Source organism: Mesorhizobium koreense, from assembly GCF_031656215.1.
In the GTDB taxonomy this organism is placed as follows: Bacteria; Pseudomonadota; Alphaproteobacteria; order Rhizobiales; family Rhizobiaceae; genus Mesorhizobium_L; species Mesorhizobium_L koreense.
On sequence record NZ_CP134228.1, the window covers coordinates 244,530 to 271,519 of the forward strand.

24 protein-coding genes are annotated in these 26,990 nt (G+C 61.3%); 16 read left to right on the plus strand and 8 right to left on the minus strand.

What is annotated here, in order from left to right:
• The first annotated feature begins 6 nt into the window (after positions 1 to 6).
• From RBH77_RS01105 to RBH77_RS01170, 15 genes are all read left to right on the plus strand, one after another.
• The gene (locus tag RBH77_RS01105) at positions 7 to 603 is read left to right on the plus strand and encodes a YbaY family lipoprotein (RefSeq protein WP_311030281.1); all 597 of its coding nucleotides are present in this window, start codon (positions 7 to 9) and stop codon (positions 601 to 603) included.
• Between the two features lie 245 nt (positions 604 to 848).
• On the plus strand, positions 849 to 1,370 hold the full coding sequence (locus RBH77_RS01110; protein WP_311030282.1) for a DUF1269 domain-containing protein: 522 nt from the start codon (positions 849 to 851) through the stop codon (positions 1,368 to 1,370).
• Positions 1,371 to 1,588: 218 nt separating this feature from the next.
• Positions 1,589 to 2,110: an HdeD family acid-resistance protein gene (locus RBH77_RS01115; protein WP_311030283.1), complete on the plus strand. Its 522-nt coding sequence runs from the start codon at positions 1,589 to 1,591 to the stop codon at positions 2,108 to 2,110.
• A complete protein-coding gene (locus RBH77_RS01120; RefSeq protein ID WP_371832904.1) occupies positions 2,110 to 3,285 on the plus strand; it encodes an efflux RND transporter periplasmic adaptor subunit in 1,176 nt (391 codons plus the stop codon). Before RBH77_RS01115 ends, RBH77_RS01120 begins: the two co-directional genes overlap by 1 nt.
• Positions 3,282 to 6,452, plus strand: coding sequence for an efflux RND transporter permease subunit (locus RBH77_RS01125; RefSeq protein WP_311030284.1), 3,171 nt, complete (start codon positions 3,282 to 3,284; stop codon positions 6,450 to 6,452). Before RBH77_RS01120 ends, RBH77_RS01125 begins: the two co-directional genes overlap by 4 nt.
• A gap of 281 nt (positions 6,453 to 6,733) precedes the next feature.
• On the plus strand, positions 6,734 to 7,051 hold the full coding sequence (locus RBH77_RS01130) for a hypothetical protein (protein WP_311030285.1): 318 nt from the start codon (positions 6,734 to 6,736) through the stop codon (positions 7,049 to 7,051).
• Positions 7,052 to 7,140: 89 nt separating this feature from the next.
• Positions 7,141 to 7,407, plus strand: coding sequence for a YMGG-like glycine zipper-containing protein (locus RBH77_RS01135; RefSeq protein ID WP_311030286.1), 267 nt, complete (start codon positions 7,141 to 7,143; stop codon positions 7,405 to 7,407).
• A gap of 193 nt (positions 7,408 to 7,600) precedes the next feature.
• Entirely contained in the window at positions 7,601 to 7,939 is a 339-nt protein-coding gene (locus tag RBH77_RS23950; protein ID WP_371832823.1) for an SH3 domain-containing protein, read from the plus strand.
• Between the two features lie 397 nt (positions 7,940 to 8,336).
• Positions 8,337 to 9,110 (plus strand): TetR/AcrR family transcriptional regulator, encoded by a 774-nt coding sequence (locus tag RBH77_RS01140; RefSeq protein ID WP_311030287.1) that lies wholly within the window; start codon positions 8,337 to 8,339, stop codon positions 9,108 to 9,110.
• A gap of 70 nt (positions 9,111 to 9,180) precedes the next feature.
• Entirely contained in the window at positions 9,181 to 10,122 is a 942-nt protein-coding gene (locus RBH77_RS01145; RefSeq protein ID WP_311030288.1) for an SDR family NAD(P)-dependent oxidoreductase, read from the plus strand.
• 126 nt (positions 10,123 to 10,248) lie between these two features.
• Positions 10,249 to 11,499, plus strand: coding sequence for a branched-chain amino acid ABC transporter substrate-binding protein (locus tag RBH77_RS01150; RefSeq protein WP_311030289.1), 1,251 nt, complete (start codon positions 10,249 to 10,251; stop codon positions 11,497 to 11,499).
• Between the two features lie 119 nt (positions 11,500 to 11,618).
• Positions 11,619 to 12,521, plus strand: a complete 903-nt coding sequence (locus tag RBH77_RS01155) for a branched-chain amino acid ABC transporter permease (protein ID WP_371832905.1) — start codon at positions 11,619 to 11,621, stop codon at positions 12,519 to 12,521.
• Positions 12,518 to 13,786 (plus strand): branched-chain amino acid ABC transporter permease, encoded by a 1,269-nt coding sequence (locus tag RBH77_RS01160; RefSeq protein WP_311030291.1) that lies wholly within the window; start codon positions 12,518 to 12,520, stop codon positions 13,784 to 13,786. Before RBH77_RS01155 ends, RBH77_RS01160 begins: the two co-directional genes overlap by 4 nt.
• 14 nt (positions 13,787 to 13,800) lie before the next feature.
• Positions 13,801 to 14,565: an ABC transporter ATP-binding protein gene (locus RBH77_RS01165; protein ID WP_311030292.1), complete on the plus strand. Its 765-nt coding sequence runs from the start codon at positions 13,801 to 13,803 to the stop codon at positions 14,563 to 14,565.
• The gene (locus tag RBH77_RS01170) at positions 14,565 to 15,260 is read left to right on the plus strand and encodes an ABC transporter ATP-binding protein (protein ID WP_311030294.1); all 696 of its coding nucleotides are present in this window, start codon (positions 14,565 to 14,567) and stop codon (positions 15,258 to 15,260) included. Before RBH77_RS01165 ends, RBH77_RS01170 begins: the two co-directional genes overlap by 1 nt.
• A gap of 292 nt (positions 15,261 to 15,552) precedes the next feature.
• Here the strand turns inward: RBH77_RS01170 and RBH77_RS01175 are convergent, their stop codons facing one another.
• Genes RBH77_RS01175 through RBH77_RS01190 form a run of 4 tightly spaced genes read right to left on the minus strand, consistent with a single transcriptional unit; the run spans position 15,553 to position 19,204 of the window.
• Positions 15,553 to 16,683, minus strand: a complete 1,131-nt coding sequence (locus RBH77_RS01175) for an ABC transporter permease (protein ID WP_311030295.1) — start codon at positions 16,681 to 16,683, stop codon at positions 15,553 to 15,555.
• On the minus strand, positions 16,680 to 17,600 hold the full coding sequence (locus tag RBH77_RS01180) for an ABC transporter ATP-binding protein (protein WP_311030296.1): 921 nt from the start codon (positions 17,598 to 17,600) through the stop codon (positions 16,680 to 16,682). The genes RBH77_RS01175 and RBH77_RS01180 overlap by 4 nt, the downstream gene beginning before the upstream one ends.
• 6 nt (positions 17,601 to 17,606) lie before the next feature.
• A complete protein-coding gene (locus RBH77_RS01185; RefSeq protein WP_311030297.1) occupies positions 17,607 to 18,557 on the minus strand; it encodes an HlyD family secretion protein in 951 nt (316 codons plus the stop codon).
• Complete coding sequence (locus RBH77_RS01190; protein WP_311030298.1) at positions 18,554 to 19,204, minus strand: CerR family C-terminal domain-containing protein; 651 nt, start codon at positions 19,202 to 19,204, stop codon at positions 18,554 to 18,556. The genes RBH77_RS01185 and RBH77_RS01190 overlap by 4 nt, the downstream gene beginning before the upstream one ends.
• Positions 19,205 to 19,514: 310 nt before the next feature.
• Here RBH77_RS01190 and RBH77_RS01195 point away from each other — a divergent pair, with 310 nt between their 5' ends.
• Positions 19,515 to 20,150 carry an outer membrane protein gene (locus RBH77_RS01195; protein WP_311030300.1) on the plus strand — a complete coding sequence of 212 codons (636 nt, stop codon included), beginning with the start codon at positions 19,515 to 19,517 and terminating at the stop codon, positions 20,148 to 20,150.
• A 55-nt stretch (positions 20,151 to 20,205) separates the two neighbouring features.
• On the opposite strand, the gene RBH77_RS01200 is transcribed toward RBH77_RS01195, so the two are convergent.
• The 4 genes from RBH77_RS01200 to RBH77_RS01210 form a co-directional block, all read right to left on the minus strand.
• Complete coding sequence (locus RBH77_RS01200; RefSeq protein WP_311030301.1) at positions 20,206 to 24,789, minus strand: autotransporter domain-containing protein; 4,584 nt, start codon at positions 24,787 to 24,789, stop codon at positions 20,206 to 20,208.
• A 502-nt stretch (positions 24,790 to 25,291) separates the two neighbouring features.
• A complete protein-coding gene (locus tag RBH77_RS01205) occupies positions 25,292 to 25,561 on the minus strand; it encodes a hypothetical protein (protein ID WP_311030302.1) in 270 nt (89 codons plus the stop codon).
• Between the two features lie 271 nt (positions 25,562 to 25,832).
• Entirely contained in the window at positions 25,833 to 26,204 is a 372-nt protein-coding gene (locus tag RBH77_RS23955) for a helix-turn-helix domain-containing protein (RefSeq protein ID WP_371832824.1), read from the minus strand.
• On the minus strand, positions 26,191 to 26,577 hold the full coding sequence (locus RBH77_RS01210; protein ID WP_311030303.1) for a type II toxin-antitoxin system RelE/ParE family toxin: 387 nt from the start codon (positions 26,575 to 26,577) through the stop codon (positions 26,191 to 26,193). Before RBH77_RS01210 ends, RBH77_RS23955 begins: the two co-directional genes overlap by 14 nt.
• Positions 26,578 to 26,990 lie beyond the last annotated feature (413 nt).

The following is a 26,990-nucleotide window of genomic DNA, read 5'->3' on the forward strand; positions in this document are numbered from 1 at the left end:
GCTGCAATGAAATTGTCGCAAGCGATCGTTTTGGTCATCTGCCTGCTGGCATCGCCTGCCGTCCACGCAGCGGACATCAGATTGTCCGGCAGCGCCTTCTATCGTGAGCGGATAGCTCTCCCTCCGGATGCGGCATTGCATGTCGAATTCATAGATTTGGCAGAGCCAAAAGCCGTGCTTGGTTCGGTGACAGTGGCGCCGTCCGGGCAAGTGCCGATCGCCTTCGACGTGATTGTCGGCGCAAACAAGCTTTCCAAAGGAAAGGCTTATGCGATGCGGGCTCATATCGAGGTCGGCGGTACCGCATGGTTTTCGACCCCAGAACCGATTCCGGTCGATCCGGGCAAGATCGGCGAGCCGGTTTCACTCTTCCTGGTCCAAGCTGCCGACAAGGGTGCCGGTGTTGCAGCAACCATCCCGCTGGCAGGCACGGAATGGAGGGTTACGACACTGGGCGGCAAGAGCCTCGACTCGACGGTCAAATCAACATTATCCTTCGGTGCCAACGGTACGGTGAATGGCAACGGCGGCTGCAACACATTTCGCGGCGATGTCGAGATCGAAGGGTCTGCAATGAAATTCGGCCACCTGATGGGCGGCTAAACTCGTCACGGTTCGATCGTCTCGGTCGGGCCGAAAGATATCGCGTTGCTGCCTGTCGATGGGCTCGGTTACGAGCCGCTGCCGCATCCAAAAGCGTCGAGGGCCTTCGTCGAAATCCACCACCGTTCGATTGCAAAAGAGACGGGCGGCACAACAGTTGGATTCCTCGCAGATTTCTTCATGCAATAGACGCCGTAACGTACGGACTCCGTGACAAGATAATCTTACGTCGACAGGAGCCCCCCATGTCAGACCTGATAGTGATCGTTTACCCGACCGAATCGAAGGCAGAAGAAGTGCGTCAGACTCTGCTCGGACTGCAGAAGGAATACGTGATCAAACTCGGCGACGCGGTCATCGCCACCAAAACCGACACGGGCAAAATAAAGCTGAACCAGCTGATCAACACGACATCGGCCGGCGCCGTATCCGGCGGTTTCTGGGGACTGTTGATCGGCGTTCTCTTCCTGAACCCGCTCGTAGGTGTTGCCCTCGGGAGCGCATCAGGTGCGCTCGGCGGCGCGTTGACCGATGTCGGCATAAACGACGCTTTCATGAGAGACCTGTCTGCCAGCATAGAACCGGGCAACGGTGCGCTCTTCCTGCTCGTTCAGGAGATGACCTCGGACAAGGTCCTGAAGCGGATTCAGGATTTCGGAGGCGTGGTCCTCAAGACCTCGCTCGACGAGACAAAGGAGCAAGTTCTGCGCGACGCTCTCCAACGGGCGTCCGCGGAGACGACGAGTGGTTCGACACCTTCGCCATAGGCCCGCAGCAGATCTGGGGTCCGGACTCTATAGGCAAGGAGAACGGCGCGGATGTATCCGGCAAACATGCCGTCAATACTCGCGGTAGAAGTGTTTTGCGGTGCCGCGGGTGCACCTGCAGTACGCTGTCGGTATCCCGGCCTTCGGCCGGGCGACGTTCTCGCCATTGTGATCGCCTTCTTTCGCAACTCTAGGGGCGGGGGAAGATGACAAGCGTAATGGAGCTGAAATGGCGCGGGTTCCTTGCATTGGGGATCATTCTGGCGTTGGCCGGAACGCTCGCGGTGGTGCTTCCTGAAATTTCCACGTTCGCTGCAGGAACCATTTTTGGCATTGCCCTTTCGATAGCGGGCGCCGTGAAAATGGTTCAGTCTTTGCAGGTCAAGGAGTGGAGGGGTTTCATCTGGCAGGAACTGACCGGCGCCGTCGAGCTGGTCGGGGGCATCCTGATCTATTTCAATCCGCTGAAAGGCGCCTTGGCAATCACCCTCCTGATAGCGTTGGTCTTTCTCGTTCAGGGCATTTTGCAAATCGCCCTCGCCCTTCGGGTACGCAAGCAAGACGGCTGGTACTGGTTCGCAGTATCGGGCCTGGTTTCGCTGACCGCCAGCGCCGCGCTCGCACTCAAGCTCCCCTACACGACCGCATACCCGCCGGGAACGATAGCCGGCATAGCTCTTCTCGTTGCGGGCGCAGCCTACATCGCTATCGCGCTTACCGTTCGTAGAGGCCGACGATGATGACATATCGCCAGATCCTTGCCGTCCTGATCCGCTGGCGGGCATTCCCGGCACGGCAAGTCACCATTGCCTGCCTGGCGGCCTCAGTGGTTTGCATCACAACCGTTTCGTTCGCCCAGCAGGCGGCCGGCCCGGCCCCTGCCGTCGTCATCGAAAAGGTCGAGGTCAAGCCTGTAGACGCTTCCATGCATTTTACGGCGCGTGTGGAGGCGATCAGGTCCGTGGACCTCAGGGCGCGCGTCGCCGGTTTTCTGCAATCCGTAGCTTTTAAGGACGGTCAGGAGGTCAAAGCCGGAGATACGCTGTTTGAAATTGAACCGGATCAGCTCAACGCTTCGGTCGCTTCCGCGCACGCTCAGGTGGCGCGTGCGGAAGCGACGCGAAAATCCGCCGAACGGACGCTTTCACGCAACCGGAGCCTGCTTGCCCGAAATACGGTCTCTCAGGCGGTGGTCGACGATTCTCAGGCGGCTTTCGACATCTCCGTTGCCGACGTCGAAGTCGCACAGGCTGCGCTGAGCACCGCTAAGCTCAACCTCTCCTATGCCCGCATCACCGCGCCGATCTCAGGCAGCATAGGACGGGCGGCGTTCACCGCGGGCAATCTGGTCGGACCCGATTCCGGGCCGCTGGCGCGCATTGTCAGCCTCGACCCGGTCCGTGTGGCCTTTTCTGTGACCGAGGGAGAACTGATAACGGTCCGCCAGAAACAGGCGAGCGGCAAAAGTATCGACCCCGACACTCTCAGCCTGTCACTACGCCTTGCCAATGACAGCGAATACGAAGAGCCGGGGCGGCTCGAATTCGTCGAGCACGAGGTTGACCCACAAACCGGAACCGTGACCGCCCGAGCGATCTTTCCGAACCCGCATCACATCCTCATTCCGGGACAGTTCGTTAAGCTCGGAGTCCGGGAAAAAGACACGCCTGATATGCCGATCATCCCGCAGACAGCGGTCCTGCAAGACCGCGAGGGGCGATTTGTCTTCCTGCTCGCAAAGGACAATACCGTCTCGCAGCGGCGCATCGCCACCGGCCCCCGTGTCGGCAGCGGCTGGGCGGTCACGTCGGGTCTGACCGGCGGCGAGCAGGTGGTCGTCCAGGGAACGCAGCGTCTCACCGACGGCATGACCGTAGCGCCCAGCGAAGGCCAGCCGGTCGGTAACGGATCATGATCTCCAATCTGTTCATCACCAGAACACGGCTCGCGATCGTCATTGCGATCGTGATTTCGATCGCCGGCGCGATCGCCATTTTTGCCCTGCCAGTCCAGCAATATCCGCAAATCACCCCACCCACCGTCACGGTGTCGGCGACCTATCCCGGCGCGAGCGCACAGGTGATAGCCGACGTTGTCGGCGGCCCGCTGGAAACAGCGATCAATGGCGTCGACAACATGATGTACATGTCATCGACGAGCTCGAACAACGGACAGTATTCGCTTTCCGTCACCTTCGCGGTAGGCACCGATCCCGACATCGCGCAGATCAATGTGCAGAACAGGGCGCAGTTGGCAATTTCGCAGTTGCCGGCCGCGGTGTCCCAGCAAGGCGTTTCGGTGCGCTCGCGATCGCCTGATTTCATTCTCGCGATAGCCTTCTACTCGCCGGACAACCGGCTAGACCCGCTTGAGATCACCAATTTCACCGCAACCACCGTCGTGGACGCGGTCTCGCGTGTGAAAGGCGTCGGCGGCGCTTCCGTCGTGGGCGCTTCCGAGTATTCCATGCGCATCTGGATGAACCCTGTGCGCATGGATGCGCTCGGCATCACCGCCGACGACGTCGCCGCAGCGATCCAGAGACAGAATATCCAGGCCTCGCTCGGCCAGGCTGGAGCACCGCCGACGCGCGAAGGCACGGAACTGCAATATACGCTGGTGGCCGAGGGAAGATTAAGGAGCCCGGAAGAATTCGGCAACATCGTCGTGCGTACCGGCGATGCCGGGGCGATCGTGCGCCTGCGCGATATTGCGCGCATCGAGCTCGGCGCCCGAAGCTATGCCTCGCGCGCGAGTTTCGCAGGCCACGAAACGGCAATGCTGCAAATAAATCAGGCGCCCGGCGCCAACGCGATCCAGACGGCAAATGCCGTGCGCGCGGAGCTTCAGCGCCTTGCCTCGAGCTTCCCGCCGGGCCTTCAATACGAGGTCGTCTACGACGCGACGAATTTCGTGCGGACCAGCCTGTCGCTGATCGTGCAAATCCTCGGCGAGGCGTTCGCCATTGTCGTCTTGATTACGTTTCTTTTCCTGCAGGACTGGCGCGCGACCCTGGTTTCAGCACTCGCCATACCTGTCTCGATGCTCGGGGCCATGGCGGCGCTCCTGGCATTCGGCTATTCGATCAATCTGATTTCGCTTCTGGCCCTGGTGCTTGCGATCGGGCTGGTCGTGGACGACGCGATCCTGGTCGTCGAAAACGTCAAGCATGTCATGGAAGACGATCCCGACATCGATACAGTGGGCGCGACGCGTGCGGCGATGAGGCAGATCACCGGGCCGATCATCTCCACGACCTTGGTGCTACTCGCGGTGGTCACGCCGACGGCGTTTCTCTCCGGTATCAGCGGCGAACTCTACCGGCAGTTCGCGGTGACGCTGTCGGCCGCGCTCGTCCTTTCCTCGTTTGTCGCGTTGACGTTCAGCCCGGCCCTCAGCGCGATCCTGCTGAAACGGGGGAAGGCAGGCCACAGGCGCGGCCCTCTGGGCTGGTTCACGCGGGCCGTTTCGGCCTCCCGCGACGGCTATGGCCGGGCGGTCGGCTTCCTGGTGCGCTTCTGGCCCATACCGCTGGCCGCGCTCGCCGTCTGTTTTATCGGCGCTTACATGCTTTTCACGCGGCTGCCCTCGACCTTTATACCGGACGAGGATCAGGGCGCGCTGTTTCTCGATATCCAACTGCCGAACGCGGCGTCGCTCGACCGCACACAGGCGGTCCTGGACGAAGTCCAGAAGACCCTGTCGACGACCCCCGGTGTCGCGAACGTCATCGCCATCGCCGGCTTCAGCATTCTCCAGGGAACGGGTGCGCCGAATGGAGCCATGGTGGTGGCAGCGCTGGACCCGTGGGACGAGCGGGAAACACCGCAGCTGCAGATCAATGCTATTCTTTCGAAACTGCGGGTACAGTTCTCGACCATACCGGGCGCCAACATCGCAGTTTTCGCGCCTCCTGCCATTTCCGGCATCGGCGCGGTCGGCGGTCTCGACCTGAGGCTTCAGGCGCTGCGCGGACAGCAACCGGAAGAGATCGCGCAGGTCGTGCGCGCCTTCGTCGCCGACATCAATCGGCAGCCCGAAGTTGGCGGAGCAGCGACCACCTTCAGCGCCGATGTCCCGCAGATATTCGTCAATGTCGATCGCACACGCGCCGAAGCGCTCGGCGTGAGCGTCGCCGGCATCTACTCCACCATCGCCGCAAGCTTCGGCTCGCGCTACGTCAACGATTTCACGCTCGAAGGCCGCGTCTTCCAGGTCAACCTCCAGGCTGATGCCGAGCACCGCTCGAATGCGGACGATCTTCTCAACCTCCATGTGCGCAGCCGCTCCGGCGCGATGGTGCCGCTCCGGACCGTGGTTTCAACGACGACCGTGCTCGCCCCCTTTGTTATCTCACGCTACAATCTCTCGGTAGCCGCACAGATCAACGCGCAGGCCGCGCCCGGCGGCAGTTCCGGAGCGGCGATGAATGCCATCGAGCGTGCGGCCGCCCAGGTGCTGCCTGCGGGATACGGATATGAATGGTCCGGGCTCTCGTTCCAGGAACGGCAAAGCAGTGGAACGGAGGCGATAGTCTTCGCATTGGCCTTTCTGTTCGCCTACCTGTTCCTGGTGGCGCAGTATGAAAGCTGGACACTGCCCGTAGCCGTCATTCTCTCACTCGGCGCCGCCCTGTTCGGCGCAACCGCGGCGCTGGCTCTTTTCGGTTTGCAGAACAGCCTCTACGTACAAATCGCGATCGTGCTCCTGATCGGGCTCGCGTCGAAGAACGCTATACTCATCGTTGAATTCGCAAAGGAGCGTTACGAGGAAGGCAAGTCGGCTGCAGAGGCCGCCCGACTTGGCGCCGAGCAACGTTTCAGAGCGGTCATGATGACTGCGGTGTCTTTTATCTTCGGGATTCTGCCGCTGGCCCTCTCGACCGGGGCCGGGGCCGGCGCGCGTCAAGCCGTCGGCGTCGCGATCTTCGGCGGAATGGTCGCCGCAACGACGATCGGCCTTTTCATTATCCCTGTCCTATTTGCGGTCATTGAGAGGGGCGTGGCATGGTGCTCCCCGCAATCCGATGCAAAAGAACACCATCCCCGCGAGGCGGCTATGCCCCCGGCAACGAGGCACTGAGATGGGATGGCGGCAGGTGGTTCAGACCGCTGCGCGCTTCTCGCAAGGTACTAGCTTGGAACCCCACAACTGATCTCCGCATCTCCTTGTCGAGAGATGTCGCACGATGAGACGCAGAGCCTACCTGCCGGATTCCTGGCCATTTGGTTTCACAGGTAGCGTGGATAGGGTGCGCCTAAGTACCCGACAAGAACGACTTGTCGTTATTCATGAGTGGCGCTTACGCCCGTCGCGGTATTCGCAAGCTTGAGTGTAAGCACCGCAATGGGGAGAAAGATCCAATGGCCGTTTCTGGCCAAATAGCTGGCGTGGTGATGATCATCGAATTCATCTTCGGTGCGACCACAGCGATCGCTCTCGGACGCTCAGTCCACAGCTTCAGCTGGGGCCGTTACACCGATGGTGTGATCGGCGGTATCGGCGGCCTGCTCTTCACATGGCCGTCTGTACGCATTCCGGGCGTCGGCCGCTTCATCGGTCATCATGCGAATGGCCTGACCGCGACCATGGTAGTCGGAGCCATGATAGCAGGGCTGGTCGGTGGCCTAGTCCTGATCCTGTTCGCTGGCTTTATCAAAGTACTCCTGAAGGGAGAATAAATAAAAGACCACTTGTCACTCTGCAGTGAAACATCCGGTGGAACCTAAGAAGGCTTAGTATTCATCCGGTGATTGAAAGGAAAACACCAATGAAGAAATTGGCTTTTGTGATTGCAGTCACCGCAACTTTGGCGGCCTGCACGTCTATGGAAAAAGGCGCCGCTCTTGGTACGGCAGGCGGCGCTGCGGTAGGGATGGCGGCAGGCGGTGGCAGTAATGCGAGAAATGCCTTTGTAGGGGGCGCCGCGGGTGCAGTCGTCGGAGCCTTGATCGGCAAGGCGGCCGAACATCCTGGCTATTGTCTGTACCAAGATCGCACTGGCCGCGTATTCGAGGCACGATGCAGAAGAAGGTAAATACGGGGCGGAGAAGCGCCGACACTGGCGTACATCGCTTCGACTGCCGAGCTGGAGATGGTCAAGATGTCGCGTTCGGAAAACGCGCGGACCAGTGCTTGGCCCGCGGGTGATCGGCCATTCTCTGATGCAAGTCAGGTCGGGTACTTTGGCCACCCTGGATCGATGAAGTCCATGCCCCAGGAGGACAACAATGAACGTCAGGCGATTGAGTGCGTTGGTCGCGTTTATCTTTGCCACGCTTTTCGTAGTCACCTTGCCGGCTGAAGCCGCACGAGCCGTCGCAGTTGCCAATGTGACTGTTCGTGCGGGCCCCGGTGTTCAACACCGAACCGTCGGCCGGTTACGAGCCGGTGAAAGGGTCAACGTGACACGCTGCGCATCGTCCCGCCGCTGGTGCCATGTTCAGTCCCGCAGAACACGGGATGGGTGGGTCAGCTCGCGCTACCTGGATCGTGTGAGAGGCGGTTCCAATCGCCCTAGCGGAATCTGCTTTTATGGTCAGCGCGGGCAGATTTGTCTCAGCCGCTAGAACTCCGGCGCGACATCAACTCGATGACGTTGGTCGAAACGCGAGAGAATCTCGCTTGCTACTGGGGTCGAAGAAGAAGGCTTGTCTCCGCGCTTTTTATCGGTTCCGATGAGGGTGGGGAAATGACTGACCTTTCACGGGTGCTGGTGGCACTCTTTATGGTCGACACGAGGTCATGTGCCGCTATCGCTGTCTCGCCGTGTAAAGGTTCAGCCCACCCATTTTCCCCCGCAACGCGCAATTAGCGGTCCCGCTTTGGCGCAGGTGCGTCTCCCGGTTCCGGCGCGTCGTCGATCTGACAAATCAGTATTCACGCTCACGCGAGTGAACGTTGACATATCCTTCCCTCCGGCTCACCAATACCCGACCGACAATTGGCGGCGATGGGACATACAGAATGACGGCGGACTTCAACCCAAGCCCTGCCAAGGTGCTGCCGGACCGACGCAGTGCAGAGGCAGAAGAGGGTTCAGGCTTATCCGCAGAGAAGAAGCCAAGGCGCAAGGTTTCGATCAAGGCCGAGCGCAGGGCCGAGATGATAGAGCAGATCCTCGATACGGCCGAGTATCTTTTTTCGCGCCACGGGCTTTACGGCGTGACGCTTAAGGACGTCGCCAAGCGCATCGGCGTGCATCACACCCTCATAAACTACTATTTCGACGACAAGCGAAAGCTGTTCGATGCAGTCTTCGCGCGCCGGGCGGTCGTGACGAGCAGGCGGCGCATGCGTGTGCTGGATGAGTACGACAAGGCGACCGGCGGTAAGCCGACGGTCGAAGGAGCATTGCGCGCATTCCTCGATACCGACCTCGATCTCTATATCCAAGGCGGCGAGGGCTGGCGGAATTACGGCGCCTTGAGCGCCCAGGTCGCCAACACGCCTGAATGGGGAGCGCAGATGATGGACGAGAATTTCGATCCGGTCGTCTTGCGTCTGGTCGGCCTGTTGAAACGAGCGCTCCCCGACAGTGCGGAAGAGGACATCTTCTGGGGCTATCACTTCGTAACGGGCGCGCTGATGCTGACGCTGGCGCGAACCGGACGCATCGACAAGCTCTCGGCCGGCTTGTGCAAATCCGACGACTACGCCGCCGTCAAGGATCGCATGGCGATCTTCATGACGGCCGGATTTCAGGCGATCTGCCAGCGCCGGAAGGCGGATAGGAATTGACTTGCACCATAAAATGTTCATTCACTAGTGAGTGAATTTAATGACGACCATCCCAAAGAGAAGGGCGGAGATGAAACTGCGGGATCGGACCGCGATCATCACCGGTGCTGGCGGAGGTTTGGGCCGCTGTCATGCGCTGGAGCTCGCGCGCCACGGCGCCAGGATCGTCGTGAACGACCTTGATGCCGAGGCTGCCAGCCGGGTGGCCTGCGAGATCAATGCCGAGGGCGGGGAAGCCATCGGCGTCGCCAGTTCGGTGACAGACGAAACAGGGGTCGCCGCGATGGTCGAGCGCGCGATGGCGGAATGGGGCCGCATCGACATCCTCGTCAACAACGCCGGGATCCTGCACGACAAGAGCTTCGCCAAGATGGATCTGGCGGATTTTCGTCTTGTCGTCGACGTGCATCTCATGGGCGCGGTCATCTGCTCGAAGGCCGTCTGGGAGATCATGCGTCGGCAGGCGCATGGCCGCATCGTCATGACAACCTCCTCGTCGGGACTCTACGGCAATTTCGGCCAGGCGAACTATGGCGCGGCCAAGATGGCGCTGGTCGGTCTCATGCAGACGCTCGCGCTGGAAGGCGCCAAGTACGGTATCCGCGTGAACTGCCTGGCGCCGACCGCGGCCACGCAGATGACGGACGAAATACTCCCGCCGGATGCGCTCGAAAAACTGGCGCCCGAACTGGTGAGCCCGGGCCTTCTGGCACTGGTCGGCGACGAGGCGCCAACGCGTGCCGTCCTCTGCGCCGGCGCGGGTCATTTCGCGCGCGCCAACGTGACCTTGACGCAGGGTGTCTGGATCGGGGGTGGCGACCATGCCGCCGATGCAGTGGCCGCATCTTGGGATGAGATCGGCGACCGCTCGGCGGAGGTGGTGCCGGCTTACGGTTTCACACAGGCCGAGCGCGAACTGGCAAGCGCGGCTTCAATGTCGTCTGCGACAGGAGGCACCCTTCGCAATGAACATTTGTCGACAACCAGCCACGGAGGAAGATCCAGCTCTTAGATCAGACGTCAAAAAGGTGTCCCTGAGAAATGGAGGCAGGGATATCTGGCGCCGACAGCAGGCGTCATCAGCAGGGAACCGGGCCGTTCATCGAAAAGAACAAGCCCAGCAATTTGGAGGAGATCTATGAAGAAATTTGCTTTGGCAGCGGCCGCGCTGTCCATGCTTGGCCTGTCCGTCATGCCGGCTCTTTCGGCGGAGGGCACGCTCAAGCTCGCCTATGTCGATCCACTTTCGGGCGGCGGCGCCAGCATCGGTCAGCTCGGCCTGAACCAGCTCAGGTTCATTGCCGAAAGGATAAACGCCAAGGGAGGAGTCGATGGCCAGAAGCTCGAGATCGTCCCCTTCGACAACCAGGTCAATCCGCAGACAAGTCTCGTCCAGGTCCAGAAAGCGATCGACCAAGGGATCCGGATCATCGTCCAGGGTAACGGCTCGTCTGTGGCGGTCGCGATCGAGGACTTTCTGCGGAAATACAACAGGCGCAATCCGGACCACAACGTGGTTCAGTTGAACTATGCGGCGATCGACCCCGTCCTGACGAACGAGAAATGCAGCTATTGGCATTTCGCCTGGGACGCCGCCGTCAACATCAAGCTGGAAGCGCTCACAAACTATCTGAAAGCACAAAAGGACGTCAAAAAGGTCTACCTGATCGACCAGGACTATTCCTTTGGCCACTCGGTCGCCGAAACGACGGTCAAGATGCTGAAGGAGAAACGTCCCGACGTCGAGATCGTCGGCAACGAATTCCATCCGCTGGTCAAGGTCACCGACTTCTCTCCCTACGTCGCCAAGATAAAGGCGTCTGGGGCGGACACCGTCGTCACGGGAAACTGGGGACAGGACCTCGCGCTCCTGATCAAGGCAGCGGGCGATGCCGGCCTCAAGGTCAAGTGGTACACCTTCTATGCCGGCGGTGCGGGCGGCCCGACGGCCGTCAAGCAGGCGAGCCTCTCCGGCCAAGTGTTCCAGATCACCGAAGGTATCAACAATATCGATTATGCTCCAGCCAAGGACGTGATCAAAGCCTATATCAAGGCCTATCCGAAGGAGCCGGTCTATTTTCCGCGCATCTTCAACATGACGGGGATGCTGTTCAAGGCGATCAAGGAAGCCAAATCTTCCGACCCGGCAAAATTCGCGCCGAAGCTCGAGGGCATGAAGTACAAGACCTTCTCAAGCGGCGAGGAGGGTTTCATGCGGGCTGACGACCACCAGTTCTTCCAGCCGCTCTACATCTCCACCCTCCAGCCGGTCGACACCAAGGCCGAGTTCGACGAGGAGAATACCGGCTGGGGCTGGAAGGAAGTCGCGCAGGTTCCCGTCAAGGATACGATCACCGAAACCACCTGCAAGATGAAGCGCCCCAAATAGCGATAAGGACCGCACTGGGGTATGTTTCCGGCGCGGCTCCGTTGGGCCAAGCGACGCGGGTGGAGTGAACCTTGTTTGAGATCGTCTTCATCTCGACCTTGAACGGTATTCTTTATGGGATGCTGCTGTTCCTCATGGCCAGCGGCCTGACCGTCATTTTCTCGATGATGGGCGTGCTCAACTTTGCCCATGCCGGCTTCTACATGCTCGGCGCCTTTTTCGGCTTCGAGATCAGTCGACGTATCGGCTTCTGGCCCGGCCTGATCATCGCACCGATCCTTGTCGGCCTGATCGGCATGGCAGTGGAGCGCTACGGCCTGCGCCACGTCCATCGCCACGGCCATGTCGCGGAACTACTCTTCACCTTCGGGCTCACCTACGTCATCCAGCAGGTCGTCGAGATGGTATGGGGCAAGTTGCCGGTGGACTACGAAGTGCCGCCGTCACTGAATTTCACCGCCTTCACCGTGTTCGCGACCGAATATCCGGCGTTCAAGCTGTTCGAACTCCTGATTTCGGTGACCATCTTTCTGGTGCTGCTGGTCGTGATCAAGCGCACGCGTATCGGCCTGGTCGTCCAGGCGGCACTCAGCCATCCGGGCATGGTGTCGATGCTCGGCCACAACGTCGATCGCGTCTTCATGCTTGTCTTCGGCGTCGGTGTGGCGCTCGCGGCGGTGGCCGGCGTCATTGCCGGCCCGGCTCTGGTCACACAGTCGAACATGGCCGGCCTGCTCGGTCCGATACTGTTTGTCGTGGTGGTCGTCGGCGGCCTCGGCTCGCTCGGCGGCGCCTTTGTCGCCTCCCTCCTGATCGGCCTTTTGCAGACCTTTGCCGTCGCCTCCAACGCCTCGCTCGCCGGCCTGTTCGGCGGGTATACCTTTGCCGGTACGCTCGCGACCTATCTAAGCGATATCTGGAACGTAACGGTAGCGCAGGTGGCCCCCATCCTTCCCTATCTGCTTCTGGTGCTGATCCTGATCTTCAGGCCGCGCGGCCTGATGGGAACACGCGAGACATGAGCGGGACCGCAGAAATCCCGGTGTCCGCCCAGCCTTCGACCGGCCGCAGATCCTTCATGGCCGGCTACGGCACGTGGATCGTGGTTGCCGCGGTGATCGTCGCCTTGCCGCATATCTTCGACTCCGGCCTCGCGCTTTCCATGATGAGCGTCATGGGCACGATGATCATCTTCGCGCTGTCATACAATATGCTGCTCGGGCAGACAGGCTTGCTTTCCTTCGGTCACGCCGTCTTCTTCGGTATTGGCGGCTTCTTCACCGTCAATCTCATGAACTGGCTGGCCGGCGGCGAGGTGCCGATGCCGCTGATGGTCTTCCCGTTGGTCGGCGGCCTCGCGGGGCTCGTCTTCGGCATAGTCCTCGGCGCGATCGCGACCCGCCGCGCCGGCACGGCCTTCGCCATGATCACGCTCGGCATCGGTGAACTGGTCGCCTCCAGCGCCCTCATCCTGCGCACTTTCTTCGGTGGCGAGGAAGGCATCAGCACCGACCGTACCGATCTCATCCAGCCTTTCGGCATTACGTTCGGACCCCAGATCGAAGTCTACTACCTGATCGGTGCCTGGTGTTTCGTATCGATGGCGGCGATGTACGCCATCACCCGAACGCCCTTTGGCCGCATCTGCAACGCCGTGCGCGAGAATCCCCAGAGGGTTTCCTTCATCGGCTACAATACCCAAACCGTCCGCTTCGTCTCTTTCAGCCTCTCCGGCCTTTTCGCCGGCGTCGCAGGCGGGCTTGCCGCGATCAATTTCGAGATCATGAACTCCATGCAGATGGGGGCAGCGGAATCAGGCGCCGTCATCCTGATGACCTATATCGGCGGCATCGGCAATTTCACCGGCCCCATTATCGGCGCCATCCTCGTCACCTATCTCCAGTTCACGCTGAGTGATATCACGCCCGTCTGGCAGCTCTATTTCGGGCTGTTTTTCATTGCCATCGTGATGTTTGCGCCGAACGGCATAGCCGGCATCCTGATGGCACAAGAGCCGCTGATCCGTATCGGCCGTTTCCACCGCGTCGCGCCCTCTTATCTTCTCGCGATCCTACCGGCGCTCGTGGCACTGGCGGGGTTCAGCCTGATGGTCGAGATGACCTACAGGCTATCCGTGAGAGGCTCGGCCATGATCTTCCTCTATATGAACATGGACGCCCGCTCGCCATTGCCCTGGCTGATCGCGATCGTTCTGTTCGCAGGCGGGGGATGGCTGTTCCTGCTCGGCGCGCGCAAGGTAGGCCAGATCTATGGCGAAGCCCTGTAGGAGGATCTTCGCCGATGACGCACTCCACCGACGCGCCCGCACTTCAACTCGATGGCCTGCGCAAGCGGTTCGGCGTGATGGAGATCATTCGCGGCGTCGACCTTGCGGTGCGTGTGGGCGAGCGTCATGCGGTGATCGGGCCCAACGGCGCCGGCAAGTCGACGCTCTTCCACCTGGTCAGCGGCTATTATCGGCCGAGCAGCGGTTCTATCCGTCTGCGCGGCGAGGAGATCGGCGGCATGGCGCCGCAACTGATCAACCGCCGCGGGCTTTCGCGCAGCTTCCAGGTCACCAACATCTTCCCGCGCCTCAGCGTCTGGGAAAACGTACGCTGCGCAACCCTGTGGGCGATGGGCTACAGATATTCCTTCTGGCGAAGTATCGAACGGCTCGCCGACGCCCGCCAGCGCACCGAGGCGATCCTGACGGAGATCGGTCTGCTCGACCGCTGGCGCGCGCCGGCGGGCACGCTCACCTACGCCGAGCAGCGGGCGCTCGAGATCGGGCTGACCATCGCCGGGGATGCCGACGTGCTCCTTTTCGACGAGCCAACGGCAGGCATGAGCCGCGCCGAAACCGATCGCGTGGTGTCGTTGATCCGCAAGGTAAGCGAAAACCGGACATTACTGATGATCGAGCACGACATGGGCGTCGTCTTCGACCTTGCCGACCGCATCTCCGTGCTTGTCTACGGCCAGGTCATCGCATCCGACGCGCCCGCGCGCATCAAGGCCAACGCCGAAGTGCAGCAGGCCTATCTCGGCACCGAGGTGGCCTGATGCTGAGCGTCCGTGGCCTCCATGCCTACTACGGCAAAAGCCATATCCTGCAGGGCGTCGATCTGGACATCGGCGACAACGAGATCGTCAGCATTCTGGGGCGCAACGGCGTTGGCCGGTCGACGACGCTGAAGGCGATCATGGGCGATCCTCGTCCGGAAGGCGAGGTCACATTCAAGGGACGGCAGATCGCAGGGCGCAAGCCGCACGACATCGCCCGCCTGGGCATCGGCTATGTTCCCGAGGAACGGGCCATCTTTCCGGGCCTGACGGTCGTGCAGAACCTGCTTCTCGGCGAAAAGCCCGGCCGCAGGGCCGAGCGGTGGAGTATAGAGGAAACCTGGCGGCTGTTTCCTCAATTGCGCGAGCGCGCCGATGCACCCGGCGGGGCCCTTTCCGGCGGCGAGCAGCAGATGCTGACCATCTGCCGAACGCTAATGGGCGATCCGGATCTGATCATGATCGACGAGCCGACCGAAGGGCTTTCTCCGCAAATGGTGGAGCGCATTGGCGAGCTTCTGCAAGAGATCGCCAAACGCGGCATTTCCATCCTGCTGGTCGAGCAGCGGCTTGTCATTGCGCTGCGTGTTTCGCACCGGGTCTATGTGATGGGTCATGGCCGTATCGTATTCGAAGGCACGCCCGACGAACTGATGGAAAATTCGGAACTGCGGCGCGAATGGCTGGAGGTCTGATGGGCAGATGCAGTGATCCTCGAGAACAATCGAAGGGTTCGAGCGCGCGCGCGAGACTGAGGGTCTGCTTTTGAAATCCGAGCCTTGAGGCTGCCGGTTCGTTGATGTCCTCTTATTGCGACCACGTCCAGGAAAGCGCGCACCTTCGCCCCAACGAGCCATCTGGAGCTTTGCAGCGCCCGAAGCTCAACGGGAGGGCCGCACCGATGCCCACTACTATCGGCGACGCCGAATTACTGATGCAACAATCCCGAATTGCTGCAAGCATCGGCTACCTACCGAAAGCTCGCATCTAATCCAGCGTCCGCCGGAATCGCAGGAGCGCCGCGCCCGCGTAAGCAACAATGAAGACGCCGAGCATCGACGCCTCGAAGCCGATTTCGTCCAGATTGGCGCCCTTCAGCATGACGGCGCGAACGATCCGGATGAAATGGGTGAGCGGGAATATCTCGCCGAACCATTGCGCCCATACGGGCATGCCGCGATAGGGGAACATGAACCCCGAAAGCAGGATCGACGGCAGGAAGAAGAAGACGGTGAGCTGTAGCGCCTGCATCTGCGTACGCGCCACGGTCGATATGGTGTAGCCGAGCAGAACGAGCGCCGCCACGAAGGCGGTCACAGCGAAGAGGAGGAGCGTCAGGCTGCCGACGAAAGGGATTCCGAACAGCACTTTGGAAGCGGCGAGGATGACGAAGACCTGCACGGCCCCGACGACGAGATAGGGCAGGATCTTGCCGAGCATGATCTCGAACGGGCTTGCCGGCATCGCCAGCAGATTCTCCATCGTGCCGCGCTCGATTTCGCGTGTCAGCGCGATCGAGGTCATCATCGTCATGGTCATCTGCAGTATGACGCCGAGCAGGCCGGGCACGATGTTGTATTGCGAAATGCCTTCCGGATTATAGCGCCGGTGCACGACGACATCGAGCGCCCTGGCGGCATCCTGCTTGGCCATGGCCTGGGCGCCCTCTTCGCGCAGGAGCGCCTGGGATGCCACCGTGCCGAGCGTCGAGATCGCGCCGCTCGCCGCCGCCGGGTCGGTGGCGTCCGCCTCGACCAAGATTTGCGGATGGTCCTGCCGGTCGACCCGCCGAGCGAAGTCGGCGGGAATGGTCACGATGAAGGAAACCTTGCCCCTTGCCATCAGATCGTCAGCCTCGCCGGCGGTTCGCACCACATGGTCGAAGCGGTAATAGCCCGTGTTGACGAGGGCCGTGACCATGGCGCGCGTATAGTGGTCCTGGCTGGTGGCGACCAGCGCCGCCGGCAACCCTTTCGGGTCGTTGTTGATGGCGTAGCCGAACAGAACGAGTTGGACCAGCGGCACGACAAGCATCATGGCGAAGGTGATGCGGTCGCGCCGCATCTGGATGAACTCCTTCGTGAGCAGCGCGCCGAGCCGGGTGAAGGAGAAGGTCATCCCATATTGTCCTTCGCCTTGCCCATGAACTGGATGAAGACATCCTCCAGGCTGGTTTCGCCAGGCTCGATCGTGATGTCCTGTTCGTTCTTCAGCGAGCCGAGCGTCTTCTCCATCGCGGCCCTGTCGGCGCCGACGACATGCAGCGTCGCGCCGAAAGGCGCCACCTGGTCGATGCCGGGCTTGCCGGCGAGCGCCTCTTCGATTCGGTCGAGACGCGGGCCGCGGACGACGAAGGTCGTCAGCCCGGCATCGCGCACCACCTCCGCCACCGTGCCGGAAGCGAGCATCTTGCCGTAGGAAATGTAGCTGATGCGATGGCAGCGTTCCGCCTCGTCCATGTAGTGCGTGGAGACGAGCACGGTCAGCCCGCCAAGGGCGAGCCTGTGGATCTCGTCCCAGAATTCCCGCCTGGCTTTCGGGTCGACACCAGCCGTCGGCTCGTCGAGAAGCAGGAGCTTCGGCGAATGCATGATGCAGGCAGCAAGCGCCAGCCGCTGCTTCCAGCCACCCGAAAGCGTGCCGGCGAGCTGGTTCTTCCGGCTTGTCAGGCCGAGGTCCTCCAGCGTCCGTGCCACGTGCCCGTCCACCGGCTTCAGCTGATAGAGCCTTGCCACGAAGGCGAGGTTTTCGGCGATGGTCAAGTCTTCGTAGAAAGAGAAGCGCTGTGTCATGTAGCCGACTTCGTTCTTGATCTTGAGGCTCTCGGTCGCAAGATCGTAGCCGAGTACCCGCCCGCCGCCTTCGTCCGGCGTCAGCAGTCCGCACATGATACGGATCGTCGTCGTCTTGCCCGAGCCGTTCGGCCCGAGGAAGCCGACAATCTCGCCTTTTGCGACATTCATGCTCACATGGTCGACGACGGTCTTCGTGCCGAAACGCTTGACGAGGTCGTGGACTTCGATGGTGTTGGTCATGGCGCCCTATTCGCTGCCCGCCATTCCCACGTCGACGATCTGGCCAGGCTGCAATCGGGTCTTGTCGCCAACGGGCTTGGCTTCGATCAGGTAGACGAGCTTCTGCCTCGTCTCGAGCGAATAGATGACCGGCGGCGTGAATTCCGGATCGGGCGACACATAGCTCACGCGCGCCTGCAGTCCCGGCTTGCAGCCATCGCAATGGACATCGAGCATGGTGCCTACCTTGACCGAGGAGAAAGCCCGTTCCGGCAGATAGAGGGTCAGCTTGACCGCTCCGTCCGGCAGCATCGAGATCACCGGCGCCTGCGGCCCGGCCACATCCCCCGGGTTACGGATGATGTCGTTGATGCGGCCCGCCGCAGGCGCCGTGATGACGCGCTTCGCCAGACGCCAACGGGCCTGGTCGAGCGAGGCGTTGGCTTGCGCGACCTGGTTTTCGGCCGCCTTGATCTCCTCGGGCCGCGCCGGCAGCTTGCCTACCGCGAGGTTGGCCTCGGCCTGCTCGACCTGAGCTACCGCCGTCTTCAGCGTCGTCTCGGCGGTATCGAAATCGGCCTGCGTCGCCGTTCCCTTTTGATAGAGATCGCTCAACCGATCGACCTTGCGTTGCGCATCCGCCTGCTGAGCCCTGGCCATATCGACAGCCGCTTTCAGCACCGCTATCTCTTCCGGGCGCTTGCCGATCTGGAGGTTGGCGAGTTGCGCGTCCGCTTCGGCCAGCGCCGCTTGCGCTTGCGCCACGGCGATTTTGGCATCGCTGTCTTCCAGCGCGGCGAGGGTTGCGCCGGCGGCTACGTGGTCGCCACGCCGGACCGACACGTTCTTCACCTCGGCCACTTCGACTGGCGCGAGAAGGGCATATTCGCCCTCGACATAGCCGACCGCGAGCGGCGCCGGGGCGGCGCAGGCCGAAAAGAGCGACGCGGCAAAGGGAAGCGCACAGAGCAGGCTCATGGCCGTTCGCCTTTCCGGGAAACCAGCATGGCGGCGAGGTTATCCCTGGCGACGGCGACGATGGCCGCCGCCTCGCGCGTGCCGATATCGCTCCAGCCCATGCGTCGCATGACGGCGATGCGGCCGATGCGGAAATACACGATCTGGCCGATCATGGTGAAGACTGCGATCCTGGTGCGCTCGCTGTCGGCGTCCTCGCCGGTCGCCGCTGCCCAGATCTGACAGAGACGCCGATGGGTCGGCTCGAAGACGCCTTCATAGATGATGTCGAGCGCAGCGGTCGGTTGCGAAAGTTCGCGCAGGATGAACTGCACGATGGCCCCCGCCTCGGGGCTGACGACCACGAAGGCGACCATGCGTTCGAGCGCCGCCGAAAGCTGCCGGCTCGCCGCTTCCGGATCGGCGACCGACGGGTCGGTTGCGTCAAGCGCCTGGCTCGCCATGTCCTTTATCGTCTCTACGATGAAGCCTGCACAGGCGGCGCGCAGACCTTCCTTGGAGCCGAAATGATAGGCGATGGAGCCGATATTCGCGTTCGCCGCCGCCGCGAGCTGCCGCGTCGACGTACCGGCGAAGCCGTTTTCACCGAAAAGCTTCAATCCGGCGCCGATGAGCGCCTGGCGGGTCTGCTCGGCCGACCCGGTCATCGTTTTCCTATCCATGACGGTAATTTAATCAATCGATTGATCAAATTCAAGATTCAAAATCGACGGTGTTCCCTGTCATTTGGAGTTATCGACTTAACGGCGGATGCGGATGTGTTGTCCTGGGCGCGCCGTCGCGCTCTACAGTGCCTATGGCTGGATCGTCCACATTCGACCGTGATCCCGCGCTGGCCTACCTCGGTCCCGATCGGCTTTTGCGCGCCGCGATTGTTTGAGGGCAAAGGTAGGCTTATTGCTGCTGATACTTCAGCGGGGGCTTTGCATGAGAACTTCTCTATTTGCCGGAACAGCAATGCTCCTCGTGGCTTCGACGCCAGCGTGGTCCGCGGATACGGTGGCAGCGGTGCCCGTTGCCTCCTTCAGTTGGTCCGGCGCCTATCTTGGTGTAGTGGGCAGCTACAACGGGGGCCACACCGATTGGCGCTTCGATAATGGTACGAATGCCGATCATCGCGCTAACGGGGGCGGTATCGGCGGCACGATCGGCTACAATTGGCAGTTCCCGAACAATCTGGTTCTCGGCATCGAGGGCGATGCGTCTTGGCTGGATGCCAGCGGCGGCACGTCATGCCCAAACCCTGCTTTCGATTGTAATTCGAAAGTGAGTTGGCTTGGAACGGTTCGCCCACGTGTGGGCTATGCCTTCGGTCCATTCATGCCCTACGTCACCGGCGGTGCAGCCTTTGGCAAGGTCAAGCTTTCATCTCCGGCCGCAGGTGGGGTCCCTGGTATTTCCGAGAGCCACACTGCCTTCGGATGGGGAGCAGGCACGGGCGTGGAATATGCCTTCACCGATCATCTGACCGCCAAACTTGAATACCTGCATGTCGATCTGGGTAAAGATACCTATTTTGGGAGCACTAGCGACATTAGTCGCGGGCGATGGCTGGATGACAGCATTCGCGTGGGCCTGAACTACAAGTTTTGACTTCGCCGTTCTGATTTAGCCCCGCTGGCTTCGGCCGGCGGGCTTATTTTGCGCTTCAGAACCTGACTCTGAGATCGGCTTTTGCGCCGTTATCGCGTGCACCGCTGCCGAATTGCCCGGAATAGGAGATGCCGAAGGTGGCATTGTCATTGACGGCGAAATCGAGCCCGGCTTCGAGGACAGCGGCGTCCTTAGCGAGCGGCACGCCGGCCACAGTGAAGGCATCGCCGCCGGCAAAGACCTGGGTGGAGAGCGGCGTTATATCGCCGAAGGCATGGCGCCAGCCGAACGTGCCGCGCGCCTTCGCCTTCATGCCGCCGATGTCTAAGGCGGAGGCGAGATGGATGCCAAGCGTGGTGAAGGTCGTTTCGGTGGTCTCGCCATGGACATGGAGCGCTGCCGCCCCACCCTTCTCGGTGAAGCCGTCCGTGTGCAGGCTGACATAAGCAAGGTTGGCAAAGGGTTCGAAGGAGGCGGCGCCTATACCGATCTTGTAGCCGGCCTCGCCGAAGGCCTGGAAGGTACCGGCGCTATAATCTCCCGTCAGGCTGTCGCTGAAGCCGGGAAAGGCGACCGAACGGCCCGTCTCGATATCGTGCCAGGTATAGGCAAGGCCGCCCGTCAGGCGCAGCGCATTCCACCTGGCGCCGGCGTAGAGGCCGAGATGGTAATTGTCGCTCGAGCCGGAGGAAGAGCGACCATCCACATGGAAGCTGTCATGGCTGTAGCCGGTCATGATGCCGAGCCGCACGTTCTCCGCGACCAGCCCGTCGATACCGGTGAAGAAGCCGCCCACGGAGCGGGAGAGTTCGGCAGCATTGCCGTTGCCGTCGAAGCTGCCCCATGAGCCGAAGACAGATCCCCAGGCGGCGAGGCGGTCGGTGTCGGCCGGCGCGGTGATCTTGCCGATCGCCGCCGTGGCACCATTGTCGGCGCCCGCCTCGCCATAGGCCAGCACCGGCATGGAGGACGCGCCGACACCATCGAAGGCTGCACGGATGCGGTCGTTCACCGCATCGCGCATGAAATGGCTGTCCTCGATCAGCGCCAACTTCGTCGAGGCATATATCTCGCCCGAAAGCGCGTCGAAGGCGGCGCGGGTTGCGTCTTCGTCGCTTTGCAGGGCAATCGTGTTCCACAACATGTTGCCCGAACCGAGGCTGTCGATGCCGCCTGCCGTGGCTTTCTGATTGCGAGTCCTACCGACATCGGCGAAATCGACATTGTTGCGTGTCAGGTCCAGCGTCACGTCGTTGCCGTCGCCGCCGGCGTAGTCGAGCGTCTCATCCAGAAAGAGGAGATTCTTCGTGGCAGGGCTAACGAACGTTCCCGTCACGGCATCGGTGCCGTCGTTGGCGATGATGGTGTAGGGACCGTTGTTGATGTTCCAATCGGCTGCCGAGGTCGGCGACAGGAGCAGCGAGAGGCTAGCCCCGCTGATATCAACGGCGCCGTTCACTATCACCTTGTCGGACAGGGTGGGCGTGACGTCGATCGCCAGCGTGCCGTGATTGATGTAGTCGCCATCGATCGTCTGCGTTCCCGGTGAGTTACCTGGTGCATGGATACCGCCAGCCATGATGGTGGTCGAGCCGACGGTGCCGATGCCACCCAGCGTGCCGCCACTGTTGACCAGGACGCCGCCGATAAGGCTCGCAGTCGCATGTGTGTCGTCGCCGACAACCAGCTTGCCGGCGTTCACCGTCGTCAGCCCCGTATAGGTGTTGATACCGTTCAACGTCAGCATGCCGGTGCCGGTTTTGACCAGCGAACCGCCGGCGCCACCACCCCCTCCGGGGTTACCGTCGGAGATGATGCCGCTGACGGTGGTCGAGGTGCCATTGCCACCGACGGTAATTTCGTTGCCGCCGAGATAGAAGTGGCCGCCGCCGGCGATGGAGCCGGCCGTGGGACTGCCGCCCGCGAGGCTGAAATCAACGATGCCGGCAGCACCGTTGGTGATCGCGGCATTGCCGCCCGTAGCGATCCCGACGAAGTTCAACGTGCCGAGATTGGAAATCGCGGCGTTGCCGGCGCTGGTGCCGGCAAAGAAGGCTGTCGTGCCGGAGTTCGCGATGCTGGTGATCCCACTCGTGTCCCCATTGACGACCCAAAGCTTGCCGCCCGCATCCACGGTTACGGCACCGGTGATCGAGCCTGTCGCAGCGAGATTGCCGATCTGCAAGGCGCCGCCCGAGATGGTGGTGCCGCCGGTATAGCTATTGGCGCCAGTGAAGACCTGGGTGCCCGAACCGACCTTGACGAGCGACAAGGGGCCGGCGAAAGCATCGGTGATGGTTCCGCTGAACGTGGTGTCGGTGTTATCGGAACCGGTCGTCAGCGTGGCCGCCGCAGCGTTGCTGTTCGTTGCCGTTCCGGCGCCGGCCAGCGAACCGATGCTCTGGTCGAGGCCGTTGAGTTCAATGTTGGCGCCCGCCGCGACGGTGAAGGCGCTCGCCGCCGAAAATACCCCTCCGGAGATTGCCGACAGAGAACCCTCATTCACATTGGTAGGGCCAAGATAGGTGCTGGTCCCGCCAAGAAACAACGTAAGGGTGCCGGTCTTGGTCAGGCCGCCAATGCCGCCGATATCGCCGTCGAAGGAGGTATTCCGGTCTGTTTCGATCGTGCCGCCGCCGGCCAGCAGCGTGACGGCCCGGCCGGTCACGAAATTCGGCACGCCCACGGGCGTCGAGGTCAACAGTGTGCCTCCGTCGAAGGTCAGCCCGCCGGAAGCGGCGCCGAGACTGGCATCCGAGGATACCGACAATGTGCCCTGCTTCAGCGTCCACGGCGTCAGCGCCGTGGTAGCGCCCGTCAGCGTCCAGTCGCTCGTCCCCATCTTCTCGAAGCTGGCGAACCCTTGATATTGCTGGGTGGCACCGACCTTCGAGACATCGAAACTGCTGTCAGCCGCCCCGCCGAGCGTCAGTACATTGCTGGTGCCCGTCGTCGCATCGACATCGCCGACGATCGTCGACCCGGCCTGCAGTTCCAGCCGGTTGGTGCCGCCGGTGAAGGTGATGGCGTTTGCCCGCATCGGGCCACTACCGTTCAATCCACCGGAAATCGTGCCGGAATTGATGACGGTGAGATTCGACCCGATAATGCCGACGCCGCCGGCACCGCCCGCACCGGGCGTGCCGGCCGAACCACCCGGAATGCCGGGAGTGTAAGGGTCGCCGCCGCCAACGCCGCCGGTACCGCCCGAACCGCCGAAACCCACAAAGCCATACGGATAGCCAGGAAACCCGGGAGCGCCAAAAGCGCCGCCAGCGCCGGCAACACCTGAGCCTGCACCGCCCGTACCGCCATAGCCACCATGGCCGCCCGATCCACCCGCACCATTGTAAATAGTGAACCCACCACCGCCGCCGCCGCCACCTTCTCCGCCGTTTCCACCTGCTCCACCCTTGCCGTTGGCGGCATTTCCTCCGGCCCCGCCAAAACCGCCGCCCCCTCCGTCGCCGCCGGTCCCCCCAGCTGGGCCCACGCCGTCAGCGCCGCCCGTTCCACCCGTACCGCCATGGCCACCCAGGCCGCCCGATCCACCGTCGCCAGCGACGCTTCCTCCGTTACCGCCTGCGCCACCTGCGCCACCTGCGCCACCTGTCCCGCCTGCACCAGCTATCCCTGTAGCTCCTCCGGACGCGCCCAAGCCGCCGTCGCCGCCATTACCGCCGTCGCCGCCAACGCCACCAGCGCCAATCGTGCCGGCGTTGCCGCCAACCCCGCCAGCCCCACCAGTTCTACCGGCTCCGCCGGAGGAGCCGCCGGTGCCGGCACCGCCATTGCCGCCGGCGCCGCCATTTCCCCCGCTGGTATTCTGGAGGCCCGCGGAGGCACTGCCGCCGGCCCCTCCGTCGCCGCCGGCAATCGTGCCGGTGTTGATCACGGTCCCGTTGCTGCCGTTCACCGCGTTCCCGCCGGCGCCGCCCACGCCCGCCGTTCCGGAAGATCCCCCGACGCCCAGATTGCCGCCGTCGCCACCACGCCCGCCCGCCCCGCCCGAGACCCCGGTGCCACCCGAAGCACCATTGCCGCCGGCGCCGCCGTTGCCTGCGGCACCGCCGCTGCCGCCACTGGCGTCGCCGCCCGAGCCACCCAGGCCGCCGACAATGGCCCCGGCATTTTGCAGGGTGAACCCGCTGCCGGTGATCGCCGCGCCGCCGACACCGCCGGCGCCCGCCAGCCCGCCGGCTCCTCCCTGTCCGCCGTTTCCACCATCACCGCCGGCACCACCGTCATCGCCAGAGCCGGCTGCGGCGTTTGCACCGGCTACACCGTTGGCGCCGTTGCCGCCGGCACCGCCATTGGCGCTGCCGCCCACGCCGCCAGTGCCGCCGATCGCGGCCGTAACCGAGTCAATCGTAAAGATCGGGATACCGGGTAAGGCGCTGCCGCCGTCGCCGCCAGCGCCACCAGCGCCGCCCGACGTGCCGTTACCGGTTCCGTCCGTCACTCCCGTAGCGCCGTTGCCGGCCGACCCTGTGACGCCCTCGATACAGAAATAGGTCAGGTCGTTGATCGTGCAAGTGGCTCCCCATGCCGACGGCGCGTATGACCCTACCGTGAGCGCGGTGGAACACAACAGGGCAAGCAGCGCCGGATTATGTCGGCGGTTCGAAACTTCCGTCATGGACCTGCACAATATGCGTCCCGATTGTACAGCCGTCTCCGTCCGCCCAGCTATCCTCGGAAAAATACCCGCCCGCATCCCGCTTCCGCACCGACGATCGGATCGCCAGCGTGCCCCCTATATCGCGTTACGATACACAAAGTACGCGTTTGACGACGGCCGGCGCAAGCAAAAGTTGCGTGGCTAGGGAGGGCTGCTCGGTAGAATGAAGCTTGGCTTGGGAACACCCCCAAGCCGTGCCGGTGAAACAGGGCGTCAAGCGATCCATGTTGCATTCCATGTCGCGTCGAGTAGCCGAGGTAAGAAAAAACGGCGGAAATCAGCCATTTTTCACTTGCAACATATGTGACATGAAATCGGCCGCTTGAATGGTGCCCAGGGGCGGAATGCCGATTCACACTAAGATATTGAAATCAAACGTATATTACGAAGAATGCCGGCCAGATACCGCTTAAAACACCGTCATCAAAAACAACTTAAGATTGCTTATTTGACTATAAGCTCAACCGCTTTTACTGATCGATATAGCGAGCATGGCTTGCGGGATCGACGACCATATCACGATCCACAGGCACGAGGTTTCGTCCCAGTCAATCTTTGGAAAGCAATCGATATCGCTTATGGCGAGCGCAATATGACGAGGAGGGATATCAACCAACAATGCGATTTCTCCGATCGATAGTTTGCCCTCGTCGTACGGCTGGCCTCGCGCTCCAAGGGAAAAGAATTGCTGCCGCTTGATAAACAGCCAAGCGATCAGTGATGACGCCAATGCCATCCTCCACGGGGTCTTGCATCTCTACAGGAAGCGAAAGCCGTTCAAGGCGACCTATCGCGAGCTACAGGAAGGGGACAGGCCGTTCGCTGCCCAGCCGCAACATAACCAGCGAGATCGCCGGCCTAATTCGCGGCGAAGATGCGCGAGACAGGAAGTATTTGTCCGATCTCACGAAGCACACCACCAAAGCGCTCCGCTCAATGCGCGAGGAAGGACATGTGCGGAGCGCTATGGATGTGAACGGCAATCTTATGCGGCAAAAAATTTAGCCACAGGCGGCCGCCAGGGTCCGATGAAATCGGACAGTACCTTGCGGTTCACACCGGACATTTGACCCGGACGCATCTGACGTGTGAACATCCAAATTAACGCCAAGCGCAAGCAAATATCGCAGCAAACGATCAGCTGTGAAACGATCAAGCCTACCTCTTGTGATATCCGAAACTCGTGCTTGATTTGTCCCAAGTCTTCGAGCAACTTCGACCTGGGTATATTTCCGGCTCTGAATCACCCGCGTGATTTCGCGTGCGATTTCAATTCGAATAATGTCCTCCGGGTTGAGTTTAACATCCAGATCGGCAAAAATATCCCCGGAGCTTTGGACGATCTGGTCATTATCGCTCCTAATTACTGACATTGAGTGTCCTCTTTTCCTTCTGACCGAAATTGGCTCGATGATGAGCCTCAGCAGCTTTCAGACGCTGCCTCACCAAATCCATTTCACGTTTCGGCGTTGCGATGCCCTTCTTTGACTTTTTCATAAACGCATGCAGGACATAGACCGCATGTTTGAATTGAACGGTGTAGACTGCACGATATGCGTCACACTGATGGCTAACAACGATTTCCGGGACCATTGAGTTCCCGAATCCAGCCAACGGTACAGCATTAATGGCCCTATCACCTGACTCCGCCAGATAAAGAGAAAATCCAATCTCTTTCCTTACTTCTTCTGGAAAATCCTTAATATCTTCTTTACTTGATCCAATAAAAAATACCGGCTTGGACATTTGTCCTCCCAATCCTAAATATTGTTTGAGCTTTCATTTCAACTCCTCCCAAGCTAATTAAAAAGGGGATAATAGATACACGTCCCCGCGCCTCCGCACAAAGGGTATGCCATATTTGGCATATTCCGTCAACAGGTCTTCTGCCAATATCCGGCTCATGCTCGGCCGACGAGATGATCGAGCGCACCACCAAAGCTGGTGAAGGCGTTCGCTCTGTTTGACCGTCAACGGAGGCCTTCAAGCCATGCGGCGCGGTTTGCCTACCGATAAAGGCAGCGGTGGGAAACGTAGATGTCGCTCCCGCCGGCTGTAGCTCCAGATTATGTAATGGAATCAATATATTGAATTAAATCAGTTTTCTGTGTCTATGACGGTATCGTGGCAGCAGTCAATCGAAGATACCGTCATAAACA